Origin of the sequence: Paracoccus sulfuroxidans (assembly GCF_007830335.1) — a bacterium.
Classification (GTDB): domain Bacteria; phylum Pseudomonadota; class Alphaproteobacteria; order Rhodobacterales; family Rhodobacteraceae; genus Paracoccus; species Paracoccus sulfuroxidans.
Genome location: NZ_VLKU01000003.1, coordinates 194,204 through 218,869, shown reverse-complemented (window position 1 = coordinate 218,869; position 24,666 = coordinate 194,204). Strand labels below are relative to the sequence as shown.

Below are 24,666 nucleotides of genomic sequence, written 5' to 3'. Positions count from 1 at the left end.
ACGGGTCAGCACGACAGGGGTGCCTTATGAAGATCGCCGTCATCGGACTTGGCACCATGGGGCTTGGCATTGCCCAGACCTTCGCGCAGGCGGGGTTTGAGGTGCTGGCGACCGACAGCCACGCCCCGGCGCGTGAGAGCGCGATGGAGAGGCTGGCGGCCGCTCTGGCACCGCGCGTCGACAAGGGGGCGATCACGGCGGAGGCGCGCGACGCCATTCTGGCGCGCGTGCGCGTGGTTCCGGCACTTGCAGGCCTCTCAGGTGCCGATCTGGCCATCGAGGCCGTGCTGGAAGACCTGCCCTTGAAGCAGAACATCTTCCGCCAGCTTGAGGCGATTCTGCCAGGCGAGGCGGTGCTGGCCACGAACACCTCCTCGCTGTCGGTCGCAGCGGTCGCGGCGGGGCTGGCGCAGCCGCAGCAACTTCTGGGGCTGCATTTCTTCAACCCGGCCCCGGTGATGAAACTGGTCGAGCTGGTGGCGCATCCCGGCACCGCCTCTGCCGCGCTGTTGCGGGCGCGCGAGGTGGCCGAGGCAGCGGGCAAGACCGTCGTCGACGCCCCGGACCGTCCCGGCTTCATCGTCAATCGCTGCGCCCGCCCCTTCTATGGCGAGGCGCTGGCCCTGCTGGAGGAAGGCCACGGCCCCGCCCAGATCGACGCCGCGATGATGGCGGCGGGCTATCGACTGGGCCCCTTCGCGCTGATCGATCTGGTGGGCGCTGACATCAATCTGGCTGCAACGGAAAGCCTGCTGGCGGCCATGGACGGGCATCCGCGCTATCACGTCTTTGCCGCGCTGCGCGATCAGGTCGCGCGCGGCGATCTGGGTCGCAAGACCGGGCGCGGCTTCCTGTTTCCCGACCGCGCTGGCGAGCCTCCGGATGATGCCCGCGCCATCGCCCTGCGCATCGAGGCAACGCTCATCAATGAGGCCTGCTGGCTGCTGGCCGAGGGCGGCACCACGCGCGAGGGCATCGACACCGCCCTGAAGCTGGGCCTGAATTTCCCGCGCGGCCCGTTCGAGATGCTGGCCAGCCACGGCCCCGCCGCGATCCGGCAGCAACTGGCGGAACTTCAGGAGCGTGCCCCCGTCAGCCTGAAGCCGCGCTACGACCCCGCGCCGCGGCTTGCGCCCTAAAATCAGCTCATTGTGGGTAAAAGCTCAGGCAGTTTCTAGCACCTGAACCCGCCTCAATTCTTCCGCATCGCGTTCAGCAGCGCCGCACCAAGCGCGCCGGTCTGGTTGCTGTCCGCGCCCTTCGGGGCGGCTTTCATCGGACCGCGCGGGGCCTTGCCCTGCGGCTGCCCCTTGCCTACGGACGGCCCGCGCGGCGCAGGCTCGGGCCCGCCATCCTTGCGCATGGTCAGGCCGATGCGCTTGCGGGGAATGTCGACCTCGGTCACCCGGACCTTCACCACATCGCCCGCCTTCACCACCTCATGCGGGTCCTTCACGAAGCGGTCGGCCAGCTGGCTGATATGCACCAGCCCGTCCTGATGGACGCCGATATCGACGAAAGCGCCGAAGGCCGCGACGTTGGTGACCGTGCCCTCAAGCTGCATGCCGGGGCGCAGGTCCTTGATGTCCTCGACCCCGTCGGCGAAGGTCGCGGTCACGAAATCGGGGCGCGGGTCGCGGCCCGGCTTTTCCAGTTCCGACAGGATGTCGCGCACGGTCGGCAGGCCGAATTTCTCATCGACGAACTGCTCGGCCCGCACGCCCTTCAGCGCGCCCGCATTGCCCATCAGCGCGCGAATGTCGCGCCCGCAAGCCTCGACGATACGGCGAGCGACGCCGTAGGCCTCGGGGTGGACGGCCGAGGCGTCCAGCGGCTCATCGCCTTCACGGATGCGCAGGAAGCCCGCCGCCTGCTCGAAGGCGCGCGGCCCAAGGCCCGCCACTTTCAAGAGCGCCTTGCGCGATTTGAACGCGCCGTTTTCATCGCGATGCAGGACGATGTTCTGCGCCAGCGACGGCCCCAGCCCCACCACATGCGACAGCAGCGAGGCCGAGGCGGTGTTGAGGTCGACCCCCACCGCGTTCACCGCATCCTCGACCACGGCCTCCAGCGCGCGGGTCAGCTGGCGCTGGTCGACGTCATGCTGATACTGGCCGACGCCGATCGATTCCGGCGGGATCTTGACCAGTTCGGCCAGCGGGTCCTGCAGCCGCCGCGCGATGGACACCGCGCCGCGCAGACTGACATCCAGACCCGGAAACTCTTTCGCCGCCGTCTCAGAGGCCGAATAGACCGAAGCCCCCGCCTCGGAGACGACCACCTTCGTCGGTGCCTTCACCGTCTTCGGCAGGCGCTTCAGCACCTCGGTCACCAGCCGTTCCGTCTCGCGGCTGGCGGTGCCGTTGCCGATGGCGATCAGGTCGATCTTGTGGCGGGCGATCAGCGCCAGAAGCGCTGCCTCAGCGCCCTGAACATCCATCTTGGGCTGGAAGGGATAGATCGTCGTCGTCTCGACCAGCTTGCCGGTGGCATCGACCACGGCGACCTTGACCCCGGTGCGGATGCCCGGATCAAGGCCGATGGTCGCGCGCGGACCGGCGGGGGCCGAGAACAGCAGATCTTTGAGGTTGCGGCCAAAGACCTTGATCGCATCCTCATGCGCGCGGCGGCGCAGATCGGTCAGCAGGTCGATGTACATAGCGTTCGACAGCCGCACCCGCCAAGTCCAGCCCGCCACGCCCCGCAACCATTTGTCGCCGGGCCGGTCGGCCAGATCGCCGATGGTCGCGGCCACCATGCGTTCGGCCTGCGGGGTGCCGGTTTCGGGATCGGGGGCGATCTCGATGGTCACGACCTCTTCCTTGGCCGCGCGCAGCACCGCCAGCGCCCGGTGCGAGGGCATGTCGGCCCATTTCTCGCGATGGTCGAAGTAATCCGAGAATTTCGCGCCCTCGGTTTCCTTGCCCGGCGTCACCTTGACGGTGACCATCGCCTCGGCCCGCATGAAGTCGCGCAACCGGCCCAGCAGGGTCGCGTTTTCCGAAAGCTCCTCGGTCAGGATGTCGCGCGCGCCATCCAGCGCGGCTTTTACATCGGCGACGTTTTCGCCCAGATAGCCCGCCGCCAGCGCCTGAGGATCGGCGCTGCGATCTTCTTGAATGGCGCGCAGAAGCGGCTCCAGCCCGTTTTCGCGGGCGATCATCGCCTTGGTGCGGCGCTTGGGCTTGAAGGGCAGATAGATGTCCTCAAGGCTGGCCTTGGTCTCGGCCCCGGCGATGGCGCGGGCCAGTTCATCGCTGAGCTTGCCCTGTTCGGTGATCGACTTCAGGATCGCCGCGCGCCGCGCCTCCATGTCGCGCAGATAGGACAGGCGCTCGGCCAGATTGCGCAGTTGCGTATCGTCCAGACCGCCCGTCACCTCTTTGCGATAGCGGGCGACGAAGGGCACGGTCGCGCCGCCGTCCAGAAGTTCGACCGCCGCGCTGACCTGCGATGCGCTGGCCCCGATCTCGGTTGCGATGGTGCGGGCAATGCGGGCGGCGGTGTCCATGGCGATCTCCTGTCAGGTCCGGGAGGCCGTTCTAGCCCCTTGCCGCGCCGCGATCCAGAGAAAGCGGCGCACCCGCCAAACGCAAAAGGGCGCAAGGTTTCCCCTGCGCCCCGTTTTCAATCCCTTGCGGGCAATTATTCAGGAATGACGCGAACCGCGCCCTTGTCGGCCGAAGTCGCGAAAGCCGCATAGACGCGCAGCGCATCGGTGATGCGGCGGCGGCGCGGCTCGGCCGGTTTCCAGCCCTTGGCGTCCTGCTCGGTGCGGCGCTTGGCCAGCTCATCCTCGGCCACTTCCAGCGCGATGGTGCGGTTCGGAATGTCGATGTGGATGGTGTCGCCATCGCGGACCAGACCGATGGTGCCGCCCGCCGCCGCCTCGGGCGAAACGTGGCCGATGGAGAGCCCCGAGGTGCCGCCCGAGAAACGTCCGTCCGTCAGCAGCGCGCAGGATTTCCCCAGACCCTTCGATTTCAGATACGAGGTCGGGTAGAGCATCTCTTGCATGCCCGGCCCGCCCTTCGGGCCCTCATAGCGGATGACGACGACATCGCCCGCGACAACCTTGTTGTTCAGGATGCCATGCACCGCCGCGTCCTGGCTTTCGAAGACCTTCGCCGGGCCCGAGAACACCAGAATCGATTCGTCGACGCCCGCAGTTTTCACCACGCAGCCGTCCAGCGCGATATTGCCCTTCAGCACAGCCAGACCGCCGTCCTTGGTGAAAGCATGCTCGACCGAGCGGATGACGCCGCCCTTGCGGTCCTTGTCGAGGCTGGGCCACATCGCGCTTTGGCTGAAGGCGACCTGCGTCGGCACGCCGCCCGGAGCGGCGAGGAACAGCTTTTCGGCCACGTCGTCATTGCTGCGGGCGATGTCCCACTGGTCGATGGCCGCACCCAGCGTCGGGGCGTGGACGGTGGCGCAATCGCGGTCCAAGAGGCCGCCGCGATCCAGCTCGCCCAGGATCGACATGATGCCACCGGCGCGGTGGACGTCCTCCATATGCACATCGGCCTTGTTCGGCGCGACTTTGCAGAGGCACGGCACATGGCGCGACAACGCGTCGATGTCATCCATGGTGAAGTCGATGCCGCCTTCCTGCGCGGCCGCCAGAATGTGCAGGACCGTGTTGGTCGAGCCCCCCATGGCAATGTCCAGCGACATGGCGTTCTGGAAGGCGCGCTTGTTCATGATATTGCGCGGCAGGACGGATTCGTCGTCGCCTTCGTAATACTGCTTGCACAGCGCGACGATGCGGCGGCCCGCCTCAAGGAACAGGTCCTTGCGCGCGGCATGCGTCGCCAGCGTCGAGCCGTTGCCGGGCAGCGAGACGCCAAGCGCCTCGGTCAGGCAATTCATCGAGTTCGCGGTGAACATGCCCGAGCACGACCCGCAGGTCGGGCAGGCATTCTGTTCGATCGCCAGCACGTCTTCGTCCGAGATCTTGTCATCGGCGGCGGCGACCATGGCGTCGACCAGATCCATGGCGACGGTGCGGCCATCGCCCAGCGTGACCTTGCCCGCCTCCATCGGCCCGCCCGAGACGAAGATGACCGGGATGTTCAGCCGCATCGAGGCGATCAGCATGCCGGGGGTGATCTTGTCACAGTTCGAGATGCAGACCATCGCATCGGCGCAATGCGCGTTGACCATGTATTCGACGCTGTCGGCGATCAATTCGCGCGAGGGCAGCGAATACAGCATCCCGTCATGGCCCATCGCGATGCCGTCATCGACGGCGATGGTGTTGAATTCCTTGGCGATACCGCCTGCCGCCTCGACCTCGCGGGCGACCATCTGGCCCAGGTCCTTCAGGTGGACGTGGCCAGGAACGAACTGGGTGAAGCTGTTCACGATGGCGATGATCGGCTTGCCGAAATCGCTGTCCTTCACCCCGGTGGCGCGCCAAAGGCCACGGGCGCCGGCCATGTTGCGGCCATGGGTGGTGGTACGGGAACGATATGCGGGCATGGGCTGAACCTCTCGGACTGGCGTGCATCAGCGGTTCTGATGTTTCTTTGCGCGGAATGCAACTGCGGCTTCCGTCGCGGAAATGAAAATGCGGACCCGAGGGCCCGCATTCAATGGCATCAACCGCGACGCGGTGGCTTTTTCGGGCCTTTGCCCTTGGTGGGCGCGGCCCATCCGGCCTTGCCGCCCTTGCCGCCTTCGGCCTTGCGGGCGCGGAAGCCTTCGCTGCGGGGCGCGGGGGCTGCGTCACCCTCGCGCTTGCGCCAGGGCTTGCTTTCGGGGGCAGCGCCGGTCTTTGCGGCCTTTTCGGCGGCGCTCCAGCGCGGCTTCTTGGGCTTTTCGGCGTCGGTTGCGGGATCGAAGCTGGCGCGCGGCGCACGCGGAGCCGGGCCCTCAGCCGGGGCGTCGTCATCGACGAAGCGCGAGGGCTTGCGGACGTAAGGCGCCTTTTCGGAGCGCGGCTTTTCGTATTTGGGCTTCTCGGCCCGCGCCGGGCGGTCGTCATATTTGCGCGGCGCGTCGCCTTCGTCGCGGCGCGGGCGTGCGGGACGCTCCCCCCGGTCGTCGAACTTGCGCGGCGCGCGGGCCGGACGCTCGGGGCGTTCGCTGCGCTCGAAGACCGGCTCATCGGCCAGACGGCGCATGAACAGATCATCCTCGATCTGCATGCCGTCCTGGAAGCGGTCGGCCACGTCAGCCGAGATCTGGACGAAGGTTTCATTCGTCTTGACCCGGATGGCGCCGATATTGTCCTTGGTGATCTCTCCGGCCTCGCACAGCTTCGGCAGCAGCCAGCGCGCCTCGGCGCGACCCGAATGGCCGACCGTCAGCAGGAACCAGACAGCGGGGCCGAATTCGCCACGCGGACGCGGGGCGGCAGGGGCACCGACCGGCGCGGTTTCCGAGATTTCCTCGGGCGCGGGGCGGCCTTCGCGCCACAGCTTGATGAAGGCCGAGGCGACCTGTTCGGCCCCGAAGCGCTTGACCAGATGCGCGGCCATCGCGGCCTCGTCTTCCATCGGCTCGCCCAAGGCGGGATGGTCCAGCATGCGCTGGTCGTCCTTGGCGCGGACCTCGTCGGCCGAGGGGGCCTTGCCCCATTCAGCGACGACCTTCGCGCCCTGCAACAGGCGCTGCGCCTTCTTGAATTCCGACGAGGGCACGATCAGCGCCGAGACGCCCTTGGCCCCTGCCCGGCCCGTGCGGCCCGAACGGTGCAGCAAGGTTTCCGAGTTCGTCGGCAGATCGGCGTGGATCACCAGTTCCAGTCCCGGCAGGTCGATGCCGCGCGCCGCGACATCGGTCGCGATACAGATGCGCGCACGCCCATCGCGCAGCGCCTGCAGCGCATGCATACGCTCTTGCTGGCTGAGTTCGCCCGAGAGTGCCACCACGCGGAAGCCACGGTTGCCCATGCGCGACAGCAGATAGTTCACGTTCGCCCGCGTCTTGCAGAAGATGATCGCGGTCTGCGCCTCATAATAGCGCAGCAGGTTGAAGATGGCGTTTTCACGGTCGCGCGGCGTCACGCTGAGCGCACGGTATTCGATGTCGCCATGCTGGCGCGACTCGCCCACGGCGGTGATGCGCAGCGCATCGCTTTGGAAATCCTTGGCCAGCTTTTCGATCGCCGGCGGCACCGTGGCCGAGAACATCAGCGTCCGGCGGTCGGCGGGGGCGGATTCGAGGATGAACTCCAGATCCTCGCGGAAGCCCAGATCCAGCATCTCATCGGCTTCGTCCAGCACGGCGGCGCGCAGGCCCGACAGGTCAAGGCTGCCACGCTCGATATGGTCGCGCAGACGGCCGGGAGTGCCGACGACGATATGCGCGCCACGGTCCAGCGCCCGGCGTTCGTTGCGATAGTCCATGCCACCCACGCAGGTGGCGATCTGCGCGCCGGCCTCGGCGTAAAGCCATTGCAATTCGCGTGCGACCTGCAGCGCCAGTTCGCGCGTGGGGGCAATCGCCAGCGCCAGCGGCTTGTCGGCGGGCATCAGGCGGTCGATCCCGGCCAGCACCTCAGGCGCCATGGCCAGGCCGAAGGCCACGGTCTTGCCCGACCCGGTCTGGGCCGAGACCAGTACGTCGCGGCCCTTCGCGTCTTCGGCCAGCACGGCGGTTTGCACAGAGGTCAGGCTGGCATAGCCTTTGGCCGCCAGCGCCGCAGCCAAAGGCGCGGCAATATCATGTTCAGTCATTCACTTCGCCAGAAAGGGGGATGCCAATGCATCCGATGAGCGGCGCCCATGCCCTTCTGCGCCGGACCTCCCACTGCCCGTCGCCCGGGAAACCGGAGCCGAAGGCAGCGGCCTACAGCCAAGTCCGGCGAAAGTCAAAGAGAAACGCCGGGTGCCTGCCCCCAGGATTTCGCCTCTTCATGCATGAAGCGGGTGAAGCTTTGCACCTTCGAGGTGCGGTGCAGGTCGACATGGGTCACCATCCAGATCGGCGTGCGCCATTCGGGCGGGTCCAGATCGGGCAGGACGGGCACCATGCCCTCATTTTCCGCCAGACGGTTCAGGAACCCGATGCCCACCCCTGACTGAAGCGCCAGATAGGCAGCCGAGACCTGCCCGGTGCGGAAGACGAAACTTTCCTCGGGGATGCGGTCGGCCAGCCAGCGATGGAAGGGGGCGCGCGGCTCTTCCAGCTCGGTGATGACGAAGCGGTGCTCAGCCAGTTCGGCCTCGGTCCGGGGCAGGCCAAAACGCTGGACATAGGATTTCGCCGCATAAAGCGCGTGGCGCGCGTCGTGCAGGCGGCTGACGATGTTGTCGGGGTGGTTGGGCTCGGTGCCCGAGCGCAGGGCCACATGCGCCTCGCCATAGGCCAGGTGATAGGTGCGCACATCCGAATGATAGATGACCTTCAGCTTCGGGTGCTGCGACTGGAAGCGCCCGATCGAGGGCATCACCAGCCGGTCCGCCACCGGGATCGCCGTCACCACAAGCTGACCCGAAACGGTGTCGCGCGCGCTTTCGATGCGGTCCATCATCTCGGTGAACTGATCGTCGACCAGATTGGCGATGCGCAGCAGCTCCTCGCCCGCCTCGGTCGGGGTATAGCCGCGCGCATGGCGCTGAAACAGCTTGGTGCGCATCGCGGCTTCCAGCTGGTCGATGTGGCGGATCACGGTCGAATGGTGCATGCCCAGCACCTCGGCGGCGGCGCTGACCCGACCGGTCCGGGCGACTTGCGCGACGGTCCTGATTTCAGTCCACTGGTTCAGCCGCATGTCTCACCTCGGATTGGCGCAAAGACGTCATCAAAATGTCAGGCTTCATAACGCTGTCACGAAACGGGCGCGAGCGCACGACTTCGTGACCTCGCGCCCGTTCGGCAGGTTCCGGCACAGGCGGGCATCTGGCCCGCCTGCTGATGCGTCAGGATTGATCCGAGACCGCCCTGCCCGCGCGCGTCTTCCAGATCGAGACCAGCACGCCCGCGCCCAGGATCGCGAAGGTGATGCCCAGCGACCAGACGGGGGGGAACTTCTGCCAGCCCATCAGGTCGGCGATGAACATTTTCGAGCCGATGAAGATCAGAAGGATCGACAGCGCATATTTCAGATAGGCGAAGCGGTGCAGGATTGCCGCCAGCGCGAAGAACAGCGCCCGCAGGCCCAGGATCGCGAAGATGTTCGAGGTATAGACGATGAACGGGTCGGTCGTGATGGTGAAGACCGCCGGGACCGAGTCGACCGCAAAGATCAGGTCGGCGAATTCGATCATCACCAGCGCCAGAAACAGCGGCGTGGCAAAGCGCACCATCCGGCCGGTCTGGCTGTCCTTCAGGCGCACGAAGAAGGCATTGCCGTGCAGCTCATCCGTGACGCGCATATGCTTGCGGGCAAAGCGCAGGATGGGGTTCTTGCTCATGTCCGGGGCGTGATCGTCGCCCATGAACAGCATCTTGATGCCGGTGAAGATCAGGAAAACGGCGAAAAGATACAGCACCCAGTGATAATTCGCGACAATCGCCGCACCAAGGCCGATCATGATGCCGCGCAGCACGATCACGCCCAGAATGCCCCAGAACAGCACCCGGTGCTGATATTTGCGCGGGATGGCGAAGAAGCTGAAGATCAGCGCGATGACGAAGATATTGTCCAGCGCCAGCGTCTTTTCGACCACGAAGGCGGTCAGGTATTGCGCCGTCGCCTCGCCGCCCACCTGCCACCAGACGAAGCCCGAAAAGCTCAGTCCCAGCAGGATGTAGAAGGCCGACATCTTCAGGCTTTCGCGGATGCCGATTTCATGGTCCGTCTTGTTGAAGACGCCCAGGTCCAGCACCAGAAGCGCCAGAACGATGCCAATGAACACCAGCCACATCCAGACCGGTGTTCCCATAAACAGTGATGTCAGTAATTCCATGTTCGTCCTCTGTTCGTGTCGCGCCAGAGGACTGCAAGCATGATCACCGGGCTGCCCTCGAGCACATTGCTCGATGTGGTCCGACATCACGGTCGTCAAACCGCCAGAGGGGCCCGGTCCACGCTTGTCAGATGGGGCAGCAAGGCGCGCATTCAACCCCTCGGGGCGATTTTTCTGCGCAAGGCGCATCCGGGCGGCGGACTTGCTTTTTTCGCCCTGCGGCGCGATAAGCCCGGCCTTCCGATATCGCGTGAGGCCCTGTTGTGGCTGACCCCCAAAGCCCGTTGACCACCGTCGCCGCCCTGACCGAGGCAGGGCTTGCACCCGCGCGCGAGACCGAGGTGCTGGAGCAGGTCGCAGCCGAATTCCGCATCCGCATCACGCCCGAGATGATCCGCGCGAGCCGCCCCGACAGCGCCACCCCTGACCCCATTGCCGCGCAATTCGTCCCCGACGCGCGCGAGCTGACGATCCGCCCCGAAGAGCTTTGGGACCCGATCGGGGATGAGGCGCACAGCCCCGTGCCCGGCCTCACGCACCGCTATCCCGACCGGGTGATCCTGCATGTCACCCGCACCTGCGAGGTCTATTGCCGCTTCTGCTTCCGGCGCGAGGTGGTGGGCGAGGAAGGCTCGCTGCCGCCCGAGGATCTGGACCGGGCGCTGGACTATATCGCGCGCACCCCTGCCATTCATGAGGTCATTCTGACCGGCGGCGATCCGATGGTGCTGTCGGCCCGGCGCATGGCCGCGCTGATGCAGCGGCTGGATGCAATTCCGCATGTCGATCTGGTGCGCATTCACACGCGCATCCCGGTCGTCGCGCCCCATCGCGTCGATGCCGCGATGATTGCAGCACTGGCTCCGGGGCGGGTGACGACATGGGTTGTCCTGCACACCAACCACGCCAATGAGCTTGGGGCCGAGCCCTGCGCCGCGCTGGCGCGGTTGGCCGAGGCGGGCATTCCGCTTTTGTCGCAGACCGTGCTGCTGAAAGGGGTGAACGCCGATGCGCAGACGCTGGCCAGCCTGTTCCGCGCCCTGCTGAAGAACCGGGTCAAACCCTATTACCTGCATCATTGCGATCTGGCGCGCGGCACCAGCCATTTCCGCACCACCATCGCCGAGGGGCAGGCGATCATGGCCGCGCTGCGGGGGCGGGTGTCGGGCACTTGCCTTCCGACCTATGTGCTGGACCTGCCGGGCGGCTACGGCAAGGTGCCGCTGTCCCCCGGCCATGTTCAGGAACTGTCACCCGGCCACTACCGCATCACCGATTGGCAGGGGCAGGCGCATGAGTATCGCGACCCGGCCTAATCCGGCAGGTTCTGCCCGACCGTGGCCGAGGATTCCTGCTTCTTGGGCTCCGGGTCGACGACATCCTCGCCGGTGATGACCGAGACGACATCGGCGGCCATCGTGTCCAGAAGCTCCAGCTCTTCCTCGTTCAGCTTGCGCGGCTCGGTATCCAGCAGGCACAGCGCGCCCAGCACCATGCCATCGGCGGTGCGTAGCGGGGCACCGGCATAGAAGCGCGTGCTCCACAACTGGATCGCAGGGTGATCGACAAAGCGTGGATCGCGCTCGGTGTCGTTGACGACCAGCGTCTCGCCCGAGCTGACGACATGGTCGCAGATCGCCTCATCACGCGGCATGGTGATCATGTCGGTGCCGTCGCGCGTCAGATCGCCCGGCAGGTCCATGCTTTGCCCGATGATGAATTCCCGGTCCGCATCGATGGCCGAGATCACCGCGAATTTGACGTGGAACACATCCGCCGCGCGCTTGGCCAGCGCGTCCAGATCTTCGCGCGCACTGCCGTCCAGCACCTCGGTCGCCAGCAGCGCCTCGACGCGTTCGGCGTCGTTTTCGGGCGCGGGGGCGGTCTGTTCCTCGGTGATCGCCTCGGGCGTGATCATACGCCGCACGCGACCCACCGCCTCCGAGATCGAGGTCGCGACCTCATCGGCACCCAGCGACTGCACCTTCTCGGTCTTCAGCAGCGCGGGCTCGGCGTCCCATAGCGTCAGCACGATGCGGATGCCGGGCCAGCGATGGCGCAGGCGGCGACAAATGGCGCGCACGGCGCGTTCCGGGTCGCGGCTGAAATAGCTGAGGCAGACGATATCCACACCGTCCAGCGCCAGCTTGTCGACATAGCGCGCATTGGCGACGCCCGCCGGGCGCGGCACGGCGGCAATCCCCTTCAGTTGCAGCGCATGGGCCAGCATCTCGGCTGCGGCATCGTCGATTTCCCATTTGCCGCCCACGCAGGCCACAACCGGCGGGGTATCGGCGGGGAAGGCGGGGGGATATTCCTCGCGCAGATCCTCAAGGATATCGTCAAGGCCGTTCACCACGCGCAGGCGATGCTCGGCGCGGGCATTGTTCAGATAATCGTCGCGGGCCTGACGCAGCACCGCGATGCCGTGGTCGTTGTAGAACTCTGCCACCTCGCCATCGCCGATGGCGTCGTCGATGATGTCGATGGCCTCATCGGGATCATCCGCGATCAGCCGCTGATAGATTCGCGTCGGCACATCCAGCACGGGTGTCGAGCCCAATAGGATATCGAGGAACTGCAACTGCGGCAGATTGCGACCGACCACCAGCAGGCACACGGTCAGCGGGGTCGAGAGAACCAGCCCGACCGGCCCCCAAAGCGCGGTCCAGAAGGTCGCGGCGGCAATCAGCGACAGCGCCGAAAGGCCGGTGCTGGTGCCGTAAAGCATGGGCTCGATCACGTTGCCGCTGACGGCCTCAAGGATGACGATCAGCGCGACCGTCCACAGCACCATGCTCCAGCCCGGATCGACGGCGAAGGCAAGGCTGATGGGAAAGATCGCCGACAGCATCGGCCCGACATAGGGGATGAAGCGCATGATCGCGGCCAGCGTCCCCCACAGGATCCAGCCCGGCACGCCGATCACCCACAGGCCAAGGGCCATGGGGATGGCGTAAAGCACGTTCACCAGCAGCTGCATCAGCAGGTATTTCGAGATCCGCGTCCCCGCCTCTTCCATGGCGTCGGTCGTGCGGTGCAGGTTCCCGCCCAACAGGCGGATCAGCCGGTCGCGCAGATCGCTGCGGTCCAGCAGCGCCAGAAAGACAAAGACCAGCACGATGCCCGCCGTCGCCACCGGCTCCAGCGCGGGGGCCAGCCAGGTGATCGCGGTCTCGAAGGGCGAGGCGGGCGGATTGACCACCTCGACCTTCTGCGTGGGGGCGACGGGCTCATCGCCCTGCACCGCATGGGCGACCTCTTTCTGCACGGTGTCCACAGTCTCAAGCGCGCCGTCGAAAACGCCCGGTCCGCGCATCTGCTGGCCCAGATCGTCGATCTTGGTGCGGATCGTGCTTTGATAGGTCGGAAGCTGCGCGCTGAGCGTGCGCACCTGAGAGCCGACCAGCAGCCCAAGCGCCCCGAAGAAGGTGCCGACGAACAGCATCACCACGATGACCGACAGGATCCGCGACAACCCCAGCCGGGTGAACCAGCCGACCAGCGGGCTCAGCGCAAAGCTGATCAGGAAGGCGATTGCCAGCGGGATCAACACCCCCTGTCCCAGATAAAGTCCGGCGATGATGATGGCCGCGACGATCAGCCAGGCAGCGAGGTGGAGGATATCTCCCTGCTCTCGCGGCACGACCGGGATGGCGACAGGGGTCTGGGCTTCGACGGCTGTGCGGTGGGATTCAGATGGCATGGGATGATCCGGCTGGGCGAAACGCGACGGCAACTGACATCAACCCGCAAAGGCATGAGTTCGTTCCCCAATTCCTTGCCCTTCGGCGCTGATTTCTGACCGGGCTTCCCCTTGTCGCGACGGGGCATCTGCCGCACAATCGCGGGATCATCGCTTGCGTCAGGATTTCCGCCGTGACTTACGTGCTGCCCCCCGCCGCCCTGCCTTCGCTGCCGGTTCTTGACAGTGACGCGCGCTTCGCCGTCCGCCGGATCTTCTGCGTCGGTCGCAACTATGCCGACCACGCGCGCGAGATGGGCCATGACCCCGAGCGGGAGCCGCCGTTCTTCTTCTCAAAACCCGCTGACGCGCTGCTCTCCGACGGGCACGACCTGCCCTATCCGCCGCAGACCTCTGACCTGCATTACGAGGGTGAACTGGTCGTGGCCCTTGGCGCAGGCGGCGCGAATATTGCCGAGACTGACGCGCAGAACCTGATCTGGGGCTATGCCGCCGGGAATGACTTCACCCGCCGCGACCTGCAGGCCGAGGCGAAGAAGCTGGGCCGCCCCTGGGATCTGGCCAAAGGTTTCGACCATTCCGCCGCCTGCGGAGTCCTGCATCCGGCAAGCCTGACGGGGGTGCTGAGCCATGGCGCCATCACCTCGTTCGTGAATGACGAGCTTCGCCAGTCGGGGGATCTGTCGCAGATGATCTGGTCCGTGCCCGAGGTGATCGCCGCGCTCTCGCGCTCGGTCACGCTGGCGGCGGGCGATCTGATCTTTACCGGCACGCCAGCGGGCGTCGGCTCGATTCAGGCGGGCGATCTGGTCCGGGTCGAGATCGTGGGCCTCTCGGCCCTCTCGACGCGCATCGCATGAGCGCCCCCCCTGCGCATCACCGTCGCCGGAACCGGCGGCACCATCGCCGCGACCGGGGCCAGCGCGACCGAGACAGTCGAGTATCGCGTCACCGCCTCGATCGACGCGCTGGTCGAGGGGCTGGGGCTTGAGGGCGTTGCCGTCTCGACCCGGCAGATCGTCAATGTCGACAGCAGCGAGATCGGCAATGCGCTTTTGCTGCGCATCGCCCATAGCGTGGCCGAAATCCTCGCCGATCCGCAGGTCGATGCGCTGGTGCTGACGCATGGCACCGATACGCTGGAGGAAACCGCCTATTTCCTGCATCTGGTGCTGAAGACCGAAAAGCCCGTGGTGATCGTCGGCGCGATGCGTCCCGCCTCGGCGCTTGGGGCGGATGGTCCGGCCAATCTGCTGACGGCGCTTCGGGTCGCCGCCTCGCCACTGGCGCGGGGCTTGGGCGTGCTGGTGGTCTCGGACGGGGCGATCATCTCGGCCCGCGACCTGACCAAGGTGACCACCGCCGCGATTGGTGCGCTTGGCACGCGGCTGGCGGGGCCCTTGGGTGAGGTCAGCGGCGATGAGGTGCTGATCTGGCACCGCCCCGCCCTGCGCCATACGATGACCAGCGCCTTTGACATTGCGGGCATCTCTGAGCTGCCGCAGGTCGATATCCTTTACGACCATCAGGACGCGCGCGCAGCACTTTACGACGCGGCGATTGCCGGGGGCACGCAGGGGCTGGTGGTGGCAGCCTATGGCAACGGCTCGCTGTCGCCTGCGGCCATAGAAGGCGCGGCACTGGCCGCCGCCACCGGTATTCCCTTCGTCCGCGCCAGCCGCACCGGCGCGGGCGTGGTCGCGCGCAAGCAGACGGATGCGGCTTTGGGCATGGTCAGTGCGCTGTCGCTGAACCCGCAAAAGGCGCGGATCCTGCTGCTTTGCGCCCTGCTGCAGGGCCAGAAGGGCCAGGCGCTGCAACAGGTCTTTGCCAGCTATTAGGTGAAGCTGCGCGTCACCCGGTCGAACACCTTCCGCCCCATCAGCGAGCCGACCAGATCGACCATCAGCTTTGCGGTTCGGCCACGCTCATCCAGAAACGGATTGAGCTCAACGAGATCCAGCGAGGTCATCAGCCCGCTTTCATGCAGCAGTTCGCAGACCAGATGCGCCTCGCGGAAGGTGGCGCCGCCCGGCACCGTCGTGCCGACCGCAGGCGCGATCGAGGGGTCTAGGAAGTCCACGTCCAGCGAGACATGCAGCATCCCGTTTGCCGCGCGCACCTTGTCCAGAAACGCCCGCAGGGGGGCCACGACGCCCTGTTCGTCCAGAACGCGCATGTCATTGATCGCGATGTCGAATTTCAACAGCGCCGCATGTTCTGCCGGATCGACCGAGCGGATGCCGAACATGCAGATCCGCTCACCCGGGATCGGCGCGGGAAAGGGCGGGAAGGCGTCGAAATCCTGCCGCCCGGCGATATAGGCGACCGGCGTGCCGTGCAGGTTCCCCGACACGGTGCTGAGCGGGGTGTGAAAATCGGTATGCGCGTCCAGCCACAGCAGGAACAGGGGCCGCCCTGCCGCAGCCGCATGGCGCGCCGCACCTGAAACCGAGCCCAGCGCCAGCGCGTGATCGCCCCCCATGATGATCGGCAGCTGTCCGGCAGACAGCTCGGCCGCGACGCTGTCGGAGAGGACCTGCGTCCAGCCCAGAGTCTCGGGCAGCTGGTCGACGGCGGGGTTGGTGCAGGTGGCCCCTGACAGAGGCGGCAGCACCAGATCGCCCAGATCGCGGACCTGATGGCCCAGATCGTGCAGGCTTTCCGCCAGCCGCGCGACGCGATAGGCGGCAGGCCCCATCAGGCAGCCACGGTTGCGCTGGCCGGAATCGACGGGCGCGCCGATCAAGCTGATCCCAGTCATCTGTCTTTCTCTCCCCCTGATGGCGGCGGGTCCGCCGCGTCTTTCGCAGGTTGCCGGGCCCTGCCCGCTGACAACCCTATCGACTGTGAAACCGTTTTGCGTCAATCACATGATATCGACAGCGGGTGGCTTCACCCGATCCGGACATCCCGGACCGGACATCCCCCGATGTCACAACATAAAAAACCGAGGGACAAGATGGGATATTTCCCGAACTGGCGCCGGACCGAGAACGTCACGGTTCTGCCTGACGAAAGACTGCCATGGGGTGCGGCCTTCCCCATGGGCGTGCAGCACCTTCTGGCGATGTCGGGCTCGACCATCGTCGCGCCGCTGCTGATGGGCTTTGACCCGAATGTGGCGGTGTTCTTTTCGGGCATCGGCACGCTGATCTTCTTCGTCCTGACCGGAGGACGGGTGCCCAGCTATCTTGGCTCATCCTTCGCCTTTATCGCGGTGGTGATCGCGGCGACCGGCTATGCCGGCAGCGGTGCCAACCCGAATATGGCCGTGGCCCTAGGCGGGATCGTCGCGGCGGGCGCGCTTTACGCGCTGATCGGGCTGGTGGTCATGGCCGTAGGCTCCGGCTGGGTCGAGAAGCTGATGCCCCCCGCCGTCACCGGTGCCATCGGCGTCGCCATCGGCCTGAACCTTGCTCCGGTCGCCGTCGGGCAGCTGAAGGGCACGCATTCGCATATGCTGATCGCGCTGGCGACGGTGCTGTGCATGGCGCTGGTCTCGGTCTATGGGCCGCGGGCCTCGCGCCGGATCGCGGTGCTGATCGCGATTCTGTTCGGCTATCTTCTGGTGCTGGTTCTGGGCAATGGCGCGGGCCTTGTGCCCGGCATCGACTTTGCCGCTGTGGCCGCCGCGCCCTGGTTCGGCATGCCGAAATTCGTCCACCCCGAGTTCAACTGGACCGCCGTCTCGCTGATCGCGCCCGTCGCCATCGTGCTGGTGGCCGAGAATCTGGGCCACATCAAGGCGCTCGGCTCGATCACCGGGCAAAGCATGGACCGCTATATCGGTCGCGGCTTCCTGGGTGACGGTCTGGCCACCATGCTCTCGGGCGCGAATGGCGGCACTGGCGTCACCACCTATGCCGAGAACATCGGCGTCATGGCGATGACCAAGGTCTATTCGACGCTGATCTTCGTGGTCGCGGCGCTGTTTGCGATCCTTTTGGGCATGTCGCCCAAATTCGGCGCGATCCTGCAGACCATCCCCGGCCCGGTGCTGGCGGGTCTGGCGGTCTCGGTCTTCGGGCTGATCGCTTCGGCCATGGCGCGGATCTGGGTCGACAACAAGGTCGACTTCTCGGACCCGAGGAACCTTTTCACCGTGGGCGTGGCGCTGATCTTCGGCGGCGGTGATTTCACCGTGAACATCGGCCAGTTCGCGCTTGGCGGCATCGGCACCTCGACGCTGGCCGCGCTGATCCTGTACCAGATCCTTGGCCTGAAACGCAGCTGATCCCGAATGCGGCGGCCCTTGTGCCGCCGCACTCATTCAAAGCGGCACGAGACCTCGCCATAAGGTCCGAAATCGGCGTGGATCAGCACGCCCGGCGCGGTCTCGATGGGCCGGATGAACGAGCCTGACAGCACCACATCCCCCCGCCGCAGCCTCTGGCCATAGCGCGCCATCCGGTGCACCAGCCAGACGATACCCATGACCGGATCGCCCAGGACCCCCGCCCCCAGACCGGTTTCCTCGACCACATCATCGCGGCGCACGATGGCCCCCATCCAGCGCATGTCGGTGCGCACCGGGTCCAGATGCCGATCGCCCAGCACGATGCCCGCATTGGCGGCATTGTCGGCGATTGTGTCGATCACATTGCGCACATGCCCCGTCGCCGGATCGCGGCGCTGGACGCGGGTGTCGAGAATCTCCAGCGCGGGCGCGATATGCCCGGTCGCCGCCAGCACGTCATCGCGGCTGACATCCGCACCCGCCAGATCCGCAGACATGATGAAGGCGATCTCGGCCTCGACGCGCGGCTGGATGAACCGCCCCGCCGGGATGGTCGCGCCATTCGCGAACAGCATGTCGTCCAGCAGCACCCCCGAATCGGGCGTGTCGATGTTCAGCGCCTGCTGCATCGCGCGCGAGGTCAGGCCGATCTTCCAGCCGATCACCCGCCGCCCCGCCGCCAGCTTCTGCCCGACCCAGGCCGCCTGAACCGCATAGGCGTCATCCATGGTCATGCCGGGATGGGCCTGCGAAATCAGCGGGCATTCCACGCGCTCACGCTCGGCCCGGTCCAGCATATCGGCCAGTTCCCGGGCCTGATCTTCGGTCAACATCAACTCACCTCATCCGCGACGGGATTGCGCAATATGCCGATCCCGTCGGCCTCGACCTCGACCACGTCGCCGGGGGCCAGCCAGCGCGGCGGGTCCATCCGCGCCCCCGCCCCCGAGGGCGTGCCGCAGACCAGCATGTCGCCCGGCATCAGCGTCGTGAAGGTCGAGACATAAGAGATGATCCGGGCAAAGGGAAACAGCATGCGCGAGGTGCGGTCGTCCTGCCGCAGCTCTCCGTTCACACGGGCGGTCAGGCGGATGTCGGCCAGTTGCGCCGGATCGGTGAAGGGCACGATCCACGGCCCGATCGAACCCGAACGGTCCCAGTTCTTGCCCTGCGTCACGTTGAACTTGCCGTGCCGGGTCCAGTCGCGGATCGTGCCCTCGTTGCAAAGGCTCAGGCCCGCGACATGCGCAAGCGCCTGATCTTCGGGGATGCGGCGGCCGCGCTGGCCGATGACCAGCACGATCTCGGCCTCATAATCCAGCTGCGGGCTTTCGGGCGGGCGGATCAGCGGCTGGTCCGCGCCGGTGAAGGACCGGGGGAAGCGCGGGAACAGCGACATATGCTCGGGCTGGTTGCTGCCGTCCTTGTATTCGGCATTGCGGTCGGGAAAGTTCACGCCAACGCAGATGATCTTTTCCGGGTCGGGCACGGGGATGGTCAGCGTCACGGCCTCATGCGCATAATCCGCCCCGCGCGCGGCCCCCATCTCGGCCAGAAGCGGCAGCGCGCCGTCCTGCAGGGCCTGCCGCATCGAGCCGAAGCGGTCCTGATCGGATTGCAGATCGACGATCCCGTCCTCGGTCAAGAGGCCGAACGAGGTCCGGCTGCCGGTGCGAAATGACACGAAACGGTCCATGGCGGTCCCTTTCCTCAGGTCAGGGCGCAACGATGGGTTGCCCTGCCAGAACCGGATCGACGGGCGTCACCCCTTCGAAGGGCACGCCCTGTTCGAACCAGCTGCGCGGCGCGGGCGCCCCCCACAGCGTCTGCCGACGCGGATCCTTCAGGTCCCAGCGGATCGGCTCAAGATCCGGGTCGACCGTCTGGTAATCCGAGCAATAAGTCTCGATCCGGTGACCATCCGGGTCAAGCACGTAAAGGAAAAACGCGTTCGAGATGCCATGCCGCCCCGGCCCCCGCTCGATATTGGCCAGATAGCCCGAGGTCGCCATCAGATCCAGCAGGTCGATGATCACCAGCGGGTTCGAGACCCAATAGGCCAGATGATGCAGCCTTGGGCCGCGCCCGTTGGTGAAGGCGATGTCATGCACGCCGCCCTTGCGATGCATCCAGACCGCCCAGAACCGGCCGCTTTCATCGTCCTGCGTATATTCGGTCAGGCGGAAGCCCATCTCGTTATAGAAGGCATAGGCGGCATCGACATCGGGGCAGAAGACGTTGCAATGGTCGATCCGCAGCGGCCGCACGCCGCGGTAGGCCGCGAATTCCTGATGCGTGGGCGGCAGGCGCTGCATCGTGGCATAGAACTCAAGCGGGACGCCAAACGGGTCCTGCGTCCGCAGGCAGCGCTGGCACTGGCTGCGGGTGACCCATTCGACGGGCAGGCCCTTTGACGCGAACCACTCGGCCGCGCGGTCCAGATCGGCGTCTGCAAAGACCTTGAAGCCAAGGCTCAGCGCGACGGGCTGCGGCGTCTTGCGCAGGATCAGCGAGTGGTGGACTCGCTCTTCCATGCCACGCAGATACAGCGCCTCGTCATCGGCAGCCGAGACACGCAGGCCCAGAATGCCCTCATAGAAGGCGCGCGAGGCCTGCAGGTCGGTCACGCCCAGTTCGACATGGCTCAGCCGCAGGATGTTGAACGGCGGATAGAAATTGGGTGGCGCGATGGTCATGCTTCAAGCCCTCCTGCGGCGGTGACCATGTTTTCCGGAAATTTTCCGGATATTCCAGTGATCTAGGCCATCATCCCTAAGAATCCGTGTCCGCTGCTAGGCCAGCCGCGGCACTGCAGGCGCGGCGGTGGCGAAGGCCACGTTCTTCGTCTCCATGTAGAAATCGAAGGACCACTGCCCCCCGTCACGCCCGATGCCCGAGGATTTCATGCCCCCGAACGGCGTCGGCAGATGGCGCTGGTTTTCGGAATTCACCCAGACCATGCCCGCGACCAGCCCGCCGCTGAAGCGCATGGCGCGGGTCAGATCCTGCGTCCACAGATAGGCGGCCAGCCCATAGCGGGTGCCGTTCGCCAGCTCCAGCGCCTCTTCCTCATCGCGGAAGGGGATGGCGGTCAGCACGGGTCCGAAGATCTCTTCCTGCGCGATGCGCATGGACTGGCGCGCGCCGGTAAATAGCGAGGGCGCCACATAGCAGCCGCCGCCCGGCCCCTCGATCGAGCCGCCCGCCGCCAGCACTGCGCCTTCGCGCTGGCCCAGTTCCAGATAGCTCAGCACCTTGCGCTGGTGGTCGGGATGGATCAGCGGGCCGACGACGGTCTGCGGATCCAGCGGATGGCCGACGCGGATGGCGCGGGCGCGGCTGGCCACCATGTCGGTGAAACGGTCATGGATGCTTTCCTCGACCAGCAGGCGCGAGGAGGAGGTGCAGCGTTCCCCGTTCAGCGAATAGATCATGAAGGCCGCCGCATCGGCCGCCGCCTCCAGATCGGCATCGGCAAAGACCACGATGGCATTCTTGCCGCCCAGTTCGAAATGCACGCGTTTGAGCGTGTCCGCCCCCTGCCGCATGATCTGCGCGCCCGTCGCACTTTCGCCGACAAAGGCGATGGCGCGGATCAAAGGATGCTCGGTCAGGGCGCGACCGGCGGTTTCGCCCGGCCCGTTCACCAGATTCCAGACGCCCTTGGGCAGCCCGGCCTCTTCCGCGATCTCGACCAGCAGGCGGGCAGTCAGCGGAGAAAGCTCGGCCGGTTTGTGAACGACCGTGCAGCCCGCCGCCAGCGCCGGCGCGATTTTCCAGGTCGTCAGCATGAAGGGCGTGTTCCAGGGCGTGATGACGCCGACCGGACCCAGCGGCATGCGGGTCGTGATGTTCGACAGCCCCTCGCTGGGCAGGCTCAGCCCGTCGCGCGCCGTCGGCGCCAGATCGGCGTAAAAACGGAAATTCTCGGCCCCGCGCTGCGCGGCCTTGGACATGAAACGCAGCGCCTGCCCGGTGTCCATACATTCGACAAAGGCGATTTCCTCAGCCCGCGCCTCGATGGCGTCAGCGATGGCATGCAGAAGGTTGCGGCGCTGCCGACCCGGCCAGGCAGACCAGGACTGGAAGGCCTTCTCGGCGGCCATGGCGGCCAGATCGACATCGGCCGCGCCCCCCTTGGCCACCCGCGCCAGCACGCGCAGATCAACCGGGCAGATCGTCTCGAAAGTCTCACCCGAAACCGCATCCAGATCCTGACCGGCAATGCGGTTCTGGACGGGGGCGTTCTGCCATCGCTGCAGATATTTCTCTGCTCGGCCAAGGTTGTCAGCAAGCGATGTCATTCTTCCCCCTTCACGACAGCCGGGTCAGTGCCCCAGCCGCGCGTGTATCGAATTCTTCTTCCAGCTAAGCTCCGGGTCGATATCCCGGATCTCGAAGCTCAGCGCGAAATGAGGCTTTTGGAACAGGGGGGCCAGATAGGCCGTGGCGGCGTCGAAGATCTGCTGCCCGGCCATTTTGCGATCCGCCAGACTGCGGCCCGCGCCCATGCGCAGCACCATGTCGATGAAACCGTTTTCAGTTTCCGCGTCAGCGATGACATAATTCGACACCAGATGGGCCCGCACGCGAATTCCCCCCAGCGGAAACACTCCGCTTTTGACCATCACCTCATGCAGACGGACGCATAATTCCTGCACATCGATGCGCGCGGCAATATTGTCCGAAATCTCCAGCGACAGATGAGGCAAGGTCTTCCCCTCCCCATATAGTTCATATGTTATATATCTTGCAGAAATGCCGCGTTTGTCAATGCGGATGCACAGCCCCCGCAGGCGCATCAATCCGCGCGTGGTTCGGATGTCGCCTCGCCTTCCGCACTGTCGGGCAGGGCCGAGGACAGCTCTTCGCAGAGGCGCGCGGTTTCTGAAAGAAGATCATAGAGATAGTCCATCCGCACCTCGCCAACCGCCTGCCGGACGGCGGAATAGATGCGCCGACTTTCCGGCAGAGCGTTGCCAATGAACTCGACCCCTTTCGGGCTCAAGCGGATTTCGACCTTGCGGCGGTCGTCCTGCGGCCGCTGGATCGTCACCAACCCATTGGTTTCAAGCAGTTTCAGGATGCGCGTCAGGCTGGGCGGCAGGATCGCGGCATCATGTGCCAGGCGCGCCGCATCGCTGACGATATCGGGATAAAGGCAGCGCAGCACCCGCCACTGCTGTTCCGTCACGTCAAGCGATTGCAGCAAGGGCCGGAAATGGGCCATCACCGCTTCCCGTGTGCGCAACAGTTGAATGGTCAACGAACGTTCGATTTCTTTCGGCCGATCAGACATTCCTGCAATCCCCTAAAATTGCCAGAAAAACAAACCCGCTGACTCGTTCGATACCGGAAACTGTCACGCAACACTTGCCGGATGCAATCCTTTTCACACCGCTCACGATAGTCCGACCCCTATGAATGCAACATGAAATTGTGGCTGTTCCTTACGAGTTGATGCAATTCAAAGTCACCGTTCAAAGTCATACGCTTGCCATGCCGTCCAGAATGTTCTGGAATACCGCTGAATCGGAATGCACGCACACGGCCTCACTCTTCAAGGAGATATTCCGCAGGATTATTTCTTTCACCATATTGATGAACATGTTAATGTAAAACTGACGCGAAAAAACCAAAGCGTCAAGGGAGGCGTCATGAAACGCATTCTGCTGAAGGCCGTGCCGGTCGCGATCGCGACGGCATTTTTGAACGCGCCCGCGCAGGCCGAGATCAAGGTCGGGGTCATTCTATCCCTGACCGGTCCGGCGGCTTCTCTGGGTGCCCCAGCCAAGAACACGATCGACATTCTGCCCCGCAAAATGGGGGATGAAGATGTCAGCTACACCGTCCTTGACGATGCGTCGGACCCCTCGGCTGCGGTGCGGGCCGCGCGCAAGCTGGTGGATGAGGACAAGGTCGATGTGATCTTCGGCCCCTCGGTCACGCCCACCTCGCTCGCTGTGGTCGAGGTGGCGGGCCAGTCCGGCCTGCCGATGATCTCCTTCGCGGGCTCGGCGGCCATCGCCTCGCCGGTCGAGGGCAACAAGCAATGGTCCTATGTCCTGGTCGCACCGGAACGGACCATGGCGCATTACGTCTTTGACCAGATGAAGAAGGACGGCGACAAGACGCTGGCCTTCATCAGCTTCAACGACGCCTTCGGCGACAACATCACCCGCGAATTCTCGGCCGCCGCGAAAGAGGCGGGCATTGAGGTCGTCGCGGATGAGCGCTTCAATTCGAAGGACACCTCGGTGACGGCGCAGGCGCTGTCGGCGATGTCGAAAAACCCCGATGCCATCCTGATCGGAGCCTCGGGGACGCCGGGGGTGACGCCGGTGATCGAATTGCGCAATGCCGGATATCAGGGGCAGATCTATCTCAATCAGGGGATGGCCAACCCCGACGTGCTGCGCGTCGGCAAGGATGTGCTGGACGGCGTGATGCTGTCCGTCTCGCCCGTGCTGGTGGCCGAGCAGCTGCCCGCTGACCATCCCGTCAAGGAACGCGCGACCGAATATGTCACGGCCTATGAGGGGAAATACGGCGAGGGCTCGCGCTCGCTGTTTGGCGCGACCGCCTGGGACGCCTTCCTGATCACCGAGGCCGCCGCCGCGCGCGCCAAGGACAGCGGTGCCCCCGGCACGCCCGAATTCCGCAAGGCCCTGTCCGAGCAGATTCAGGCCACGAATGAGCTGGTGGGGGCCGAGGCGGTCTTCTCGATGTCGCCCACCAACCACAACGGCACCGACCTTCGGGCCCAGACGCTGGTCCGGATCGAGGGCGGCAAATGGACCTATGTCCCGCAGGACCAACCGTCGCAATGACGCAAGGGGGCCGGTCGGGGGGACGTCAGG

19 protein-coding genes are annotated in these 24,666 nt (G+C 65.6%); 6 read left to right on the top strand and 13 right to left on the bottom strand.

What is annotated here, in order from left to right; genetic code table 11:
* The first annotated feature begins 26 nt into the window (after positions 1-26).
* Entirely contained in the window at positions 27-1,139 is a 1,113-nt protein-coding gene (locus tag IQ24_RS05890; RefSeq protein ID WP_145396880.1) for a 3-hydroxyacyl-CoA dehydrogenase, read from the top strand.
* A gap of 53 nt (positions 1,140-1,192) precedes the next feature.
* Here the strand turns inward: IQ24_RS05890 and IQ24_RS05885 are convergent, their stop codons facing one another.
* The 5 genes from IQ24_RS05885 to IQ24_RS05865 all read right to left on the bottom strand — a co-directional run bounded on the left by IQ24_RS05885 (position 1,193) and on the right by IQ24_RS05865 (position 9,860).
* Entirely contained in the window at positions 1,193-3,511 is a 2,319-nt protein-coding gene (locus tag IQ24_RS05885; RefSeq protein WP_145396879.1) for a Tex family protein, read from the bottom strand.
* Positions 3,512-3,645: 134 nt separating this feature from the next.
* A complete protein-coding gene (ilvD, locus tag IQ24_RS05880; RefSeq protein ID WP_145396878.1) occupies positions 3,646-5,484 on the bottom strand; it encodes a dihydroxy-acid dehydratase in 1,839 nt (612 codons plus the stop codon).
* Positions 5,485-5,603: 119 nt separating this feature from the next.
* Positions 5,604-7,685: a DEAD/DEAH box helicase gene (locus IQ24_RS05875; protein WP_145396877.1), complete on the bottom strand. Its 2,082-nt coding sequence runs from the start codon at positions 7,683-7,685 to the stop codon at positions 5,604-5,606.
* 134 nt (positions 7,686-7,819) lie between these two features.
* Complete coding sequence (locus tag IQ24_RS05870) at positions 7,820-8,722, bottom strand: LysR family transcriptional regulator (protein ID WP_199756500.1); 903 nt, start codon at positions 8,720-8,722, stop codon at positions 7,820-7,822.
* 148 nt (positions 8,723-8,870) lie between these two features.
* The gene (locus IQ24_RS05865) at positions 8,871-9,860 is read right to left on the bottom strand and encodes a TerC family protein (RefSeq protein WP_145396876.1); all 990 of its coding nucleotides are present in this window, start codon (positions 9,858-9,860) and stop codon (positions 8,871-8,873) included.
* A 263-nt stretch (positions 9,861-10,123) separates the two neighbouring features.
* Between IQ24_RS05865 and IQ24_RS05860 the strand changes: the two genes are divergently transcribed.
* Entirely contained in the window at positions 10,124-11,176 is a 1,053-nt protein-coding gene (locus tag IQ24_RS05860) for a lysine-2,3-aminomutase-like protein (protein WP_145396875.1), read from the top strand.
* On the opposite strand, the gene IQ24_RS05855 is transcribed toward IQ24_RS05860, so the two are convergent.
* Positions 11,173-13,566, bottom strand: a complete 2,394-nt coding sequence (locus IQ24_RS05855; RefSeq protein ID WP_145396874.1) for an AI-2E family transporter — start codon at positions 13,564-13,566, stop codon at positions 11,173-11,175. The two genes, IQ24_RS05860 and IQ24_RS05855, sit on opposite strands and share 4 nt — an antisense overlap.
* A gap of 173 nt (positions 13,567-13,739) precedes the next feature.
* Between IQ24_RS05855 and IQ24_RS05850 the strand changes: the two genes are divergently transcribed.
* Together IQ24_RS05850 and IQ24_RS05845 are read left to right on the top strand one after the other, a co-directional pair.
* On the top strand, positions 13,740-14,426 hold the full coding sequence (locus tag IQ24_RS05850; protein WP_145396873.1) for a fumarylacetoacetate hydrolase family protein: 687 nt from the start codon (positions 13,740-13,742) through the stop codon (positions 14,424-14,426).
* Positions 14,427-14,435: 9 nt separating this feature from the next.
* A complete protein-coding gene (locus tag IQ24_RS05845; protein WP_145396872.1) occupies positions 14,436-15,407 on the top strand; it encodes an asparaginase domain-containing protein in 972 nt (323 codons plus the stop codon).
* Here IQ24_RS05845 and rocF read toward each other — a convergent pair.
* Positions 15,404-16,330 carry an arginase gene (gene rocF, locus IQ24_RS05840; protein WP_145396871.1) on the bottom strand — a complete coding sequence of 309 codons (927 nt, stop codon included), beginning with the start codon at positions 16,328-16,330 and terminating at the stop codon, positions 15,404-15,406. The two genes, IQ24_RS05845 and rocF, sit on opposite strands and share 4 nt — an antisense overlap.
* A gap of 198 nt (positions 16,331-16,528) precedes the next feature.
* Between rocF and IQ24_RS05835 the strand changes: the two genes are divergently transcribed.
* Positions 16,529-17,803, top strand: a complete 1,275-nt coding sequence (locus tag IQ24_RS05835) for a solute carrier family 23 protein (protein WP_145396870.1) — start codon at positions 16,529-16,531, stop codon at positions 17,801-17,803.
* 32 nt (positions 17,804-17,835) lie between these two features.
* Here IQ24_RS05835 and hpaH read toward each other — a convergent pair whose 3' ends face one another.
* The 6 genes from hpaH to hpaR form a co-directional block, all read right to left on the bottom strand.
* Positions 17,836-18,636, bottom strand: coding sequence for a 2-oxo-hept-4-ene-1,7-dioate hydratase (gene hpaH, locus IQ24_RS05830; protein WP_145397105.1), 801 nt, complete (start codon positions 18,634-18,636; stop codon positions 17,836-17,838).
* A 2-nt stretch (positions 18,637-18,638) separates the two neighbouring features.
* On the bottom strand, positions 18,639-19,502 hold the full coding sequence (locus IQ24_RS05825) for a fumarylacetoacetate hydrolase family protein (RefSeq protein ID WP_145396869.1): 864 nt from the start codon (positions 19,500-19,502) through the stop codon (positions 18,639-18,641).
* Between the two features lie 19 nt (positions 19,503-19,521).
* Positions 19,522-20,502, bottom strand: a complete 981-nt coding sequence (gene hpaD / locus IQ24_RS05820) for a 3,4-dihydroxyphenylacetate 2,3-dioxygenase (RefSeq protein WP_145396868.1) — start codon at positions 20,500-20,502, stop codon at positions 19,522-19,524.
* A 96-nt stretch (positions 20,503-20,598) separates the two neighbouring features.
* Complete coding sequence (gene hpaE, locus IQ24_RS05815; protein ID WP_145396867.1) at positions 20,599-22,110, bottom strand: 5-carboxymethyl-2-hydroxymuconate semialdehyde dehydrogenase; 1,512 nt, start codon at positions 22,108-22,110, stop codon at positions 20,599-20,601.
* A 24-nt stretch (positions 22,111-22,134) separates the two neighbouring features.
* Positions 22,135-22,608: a 5-carboxymethyl-2-hydroxymuconate Delta-isomerase gene (locus tag IQ24_RS05810; protein WP_199756497.1), complete on the bottom strand. Its 474-nt coding sequence runs from the start codon at positions 22,606-22,608 to the stop codon at positions 22,135-22,137.
* Complete coding sequence (gene hpaR, locus IQ24_RS05805) at positions 22,608-23,105, bottom strand: homoprotocatechuate degradation operon regulator HpaR (protein WP_145396866.1); 498 nt, start codon at positions 23,103-23,105, stop codon at positions 22,608-22,610. The genes IQ24_RS05810 and hpaR overlap by 1 nt, the downstream gene beginning before the upstream one ends.
* Positions 23,106-23,463: 358 nt before the next feature.
* On the opposite strand from hpaR, the gene IQ24_RS05800 reads away from it, so the two are divergent.
* A complete protein-coding gene (locus IQ24_RS05800; RefSeq protein WP_145396865.1) occupies positions 23,464-24,636 on the top strand; it encodes an ABC transporter substrate-binding protein in 1,173 nt (390 codons plus the stop codon).
* The last annotated feature ends 30 nt before the right edge of the window (positions 24,637-24,666 follow it).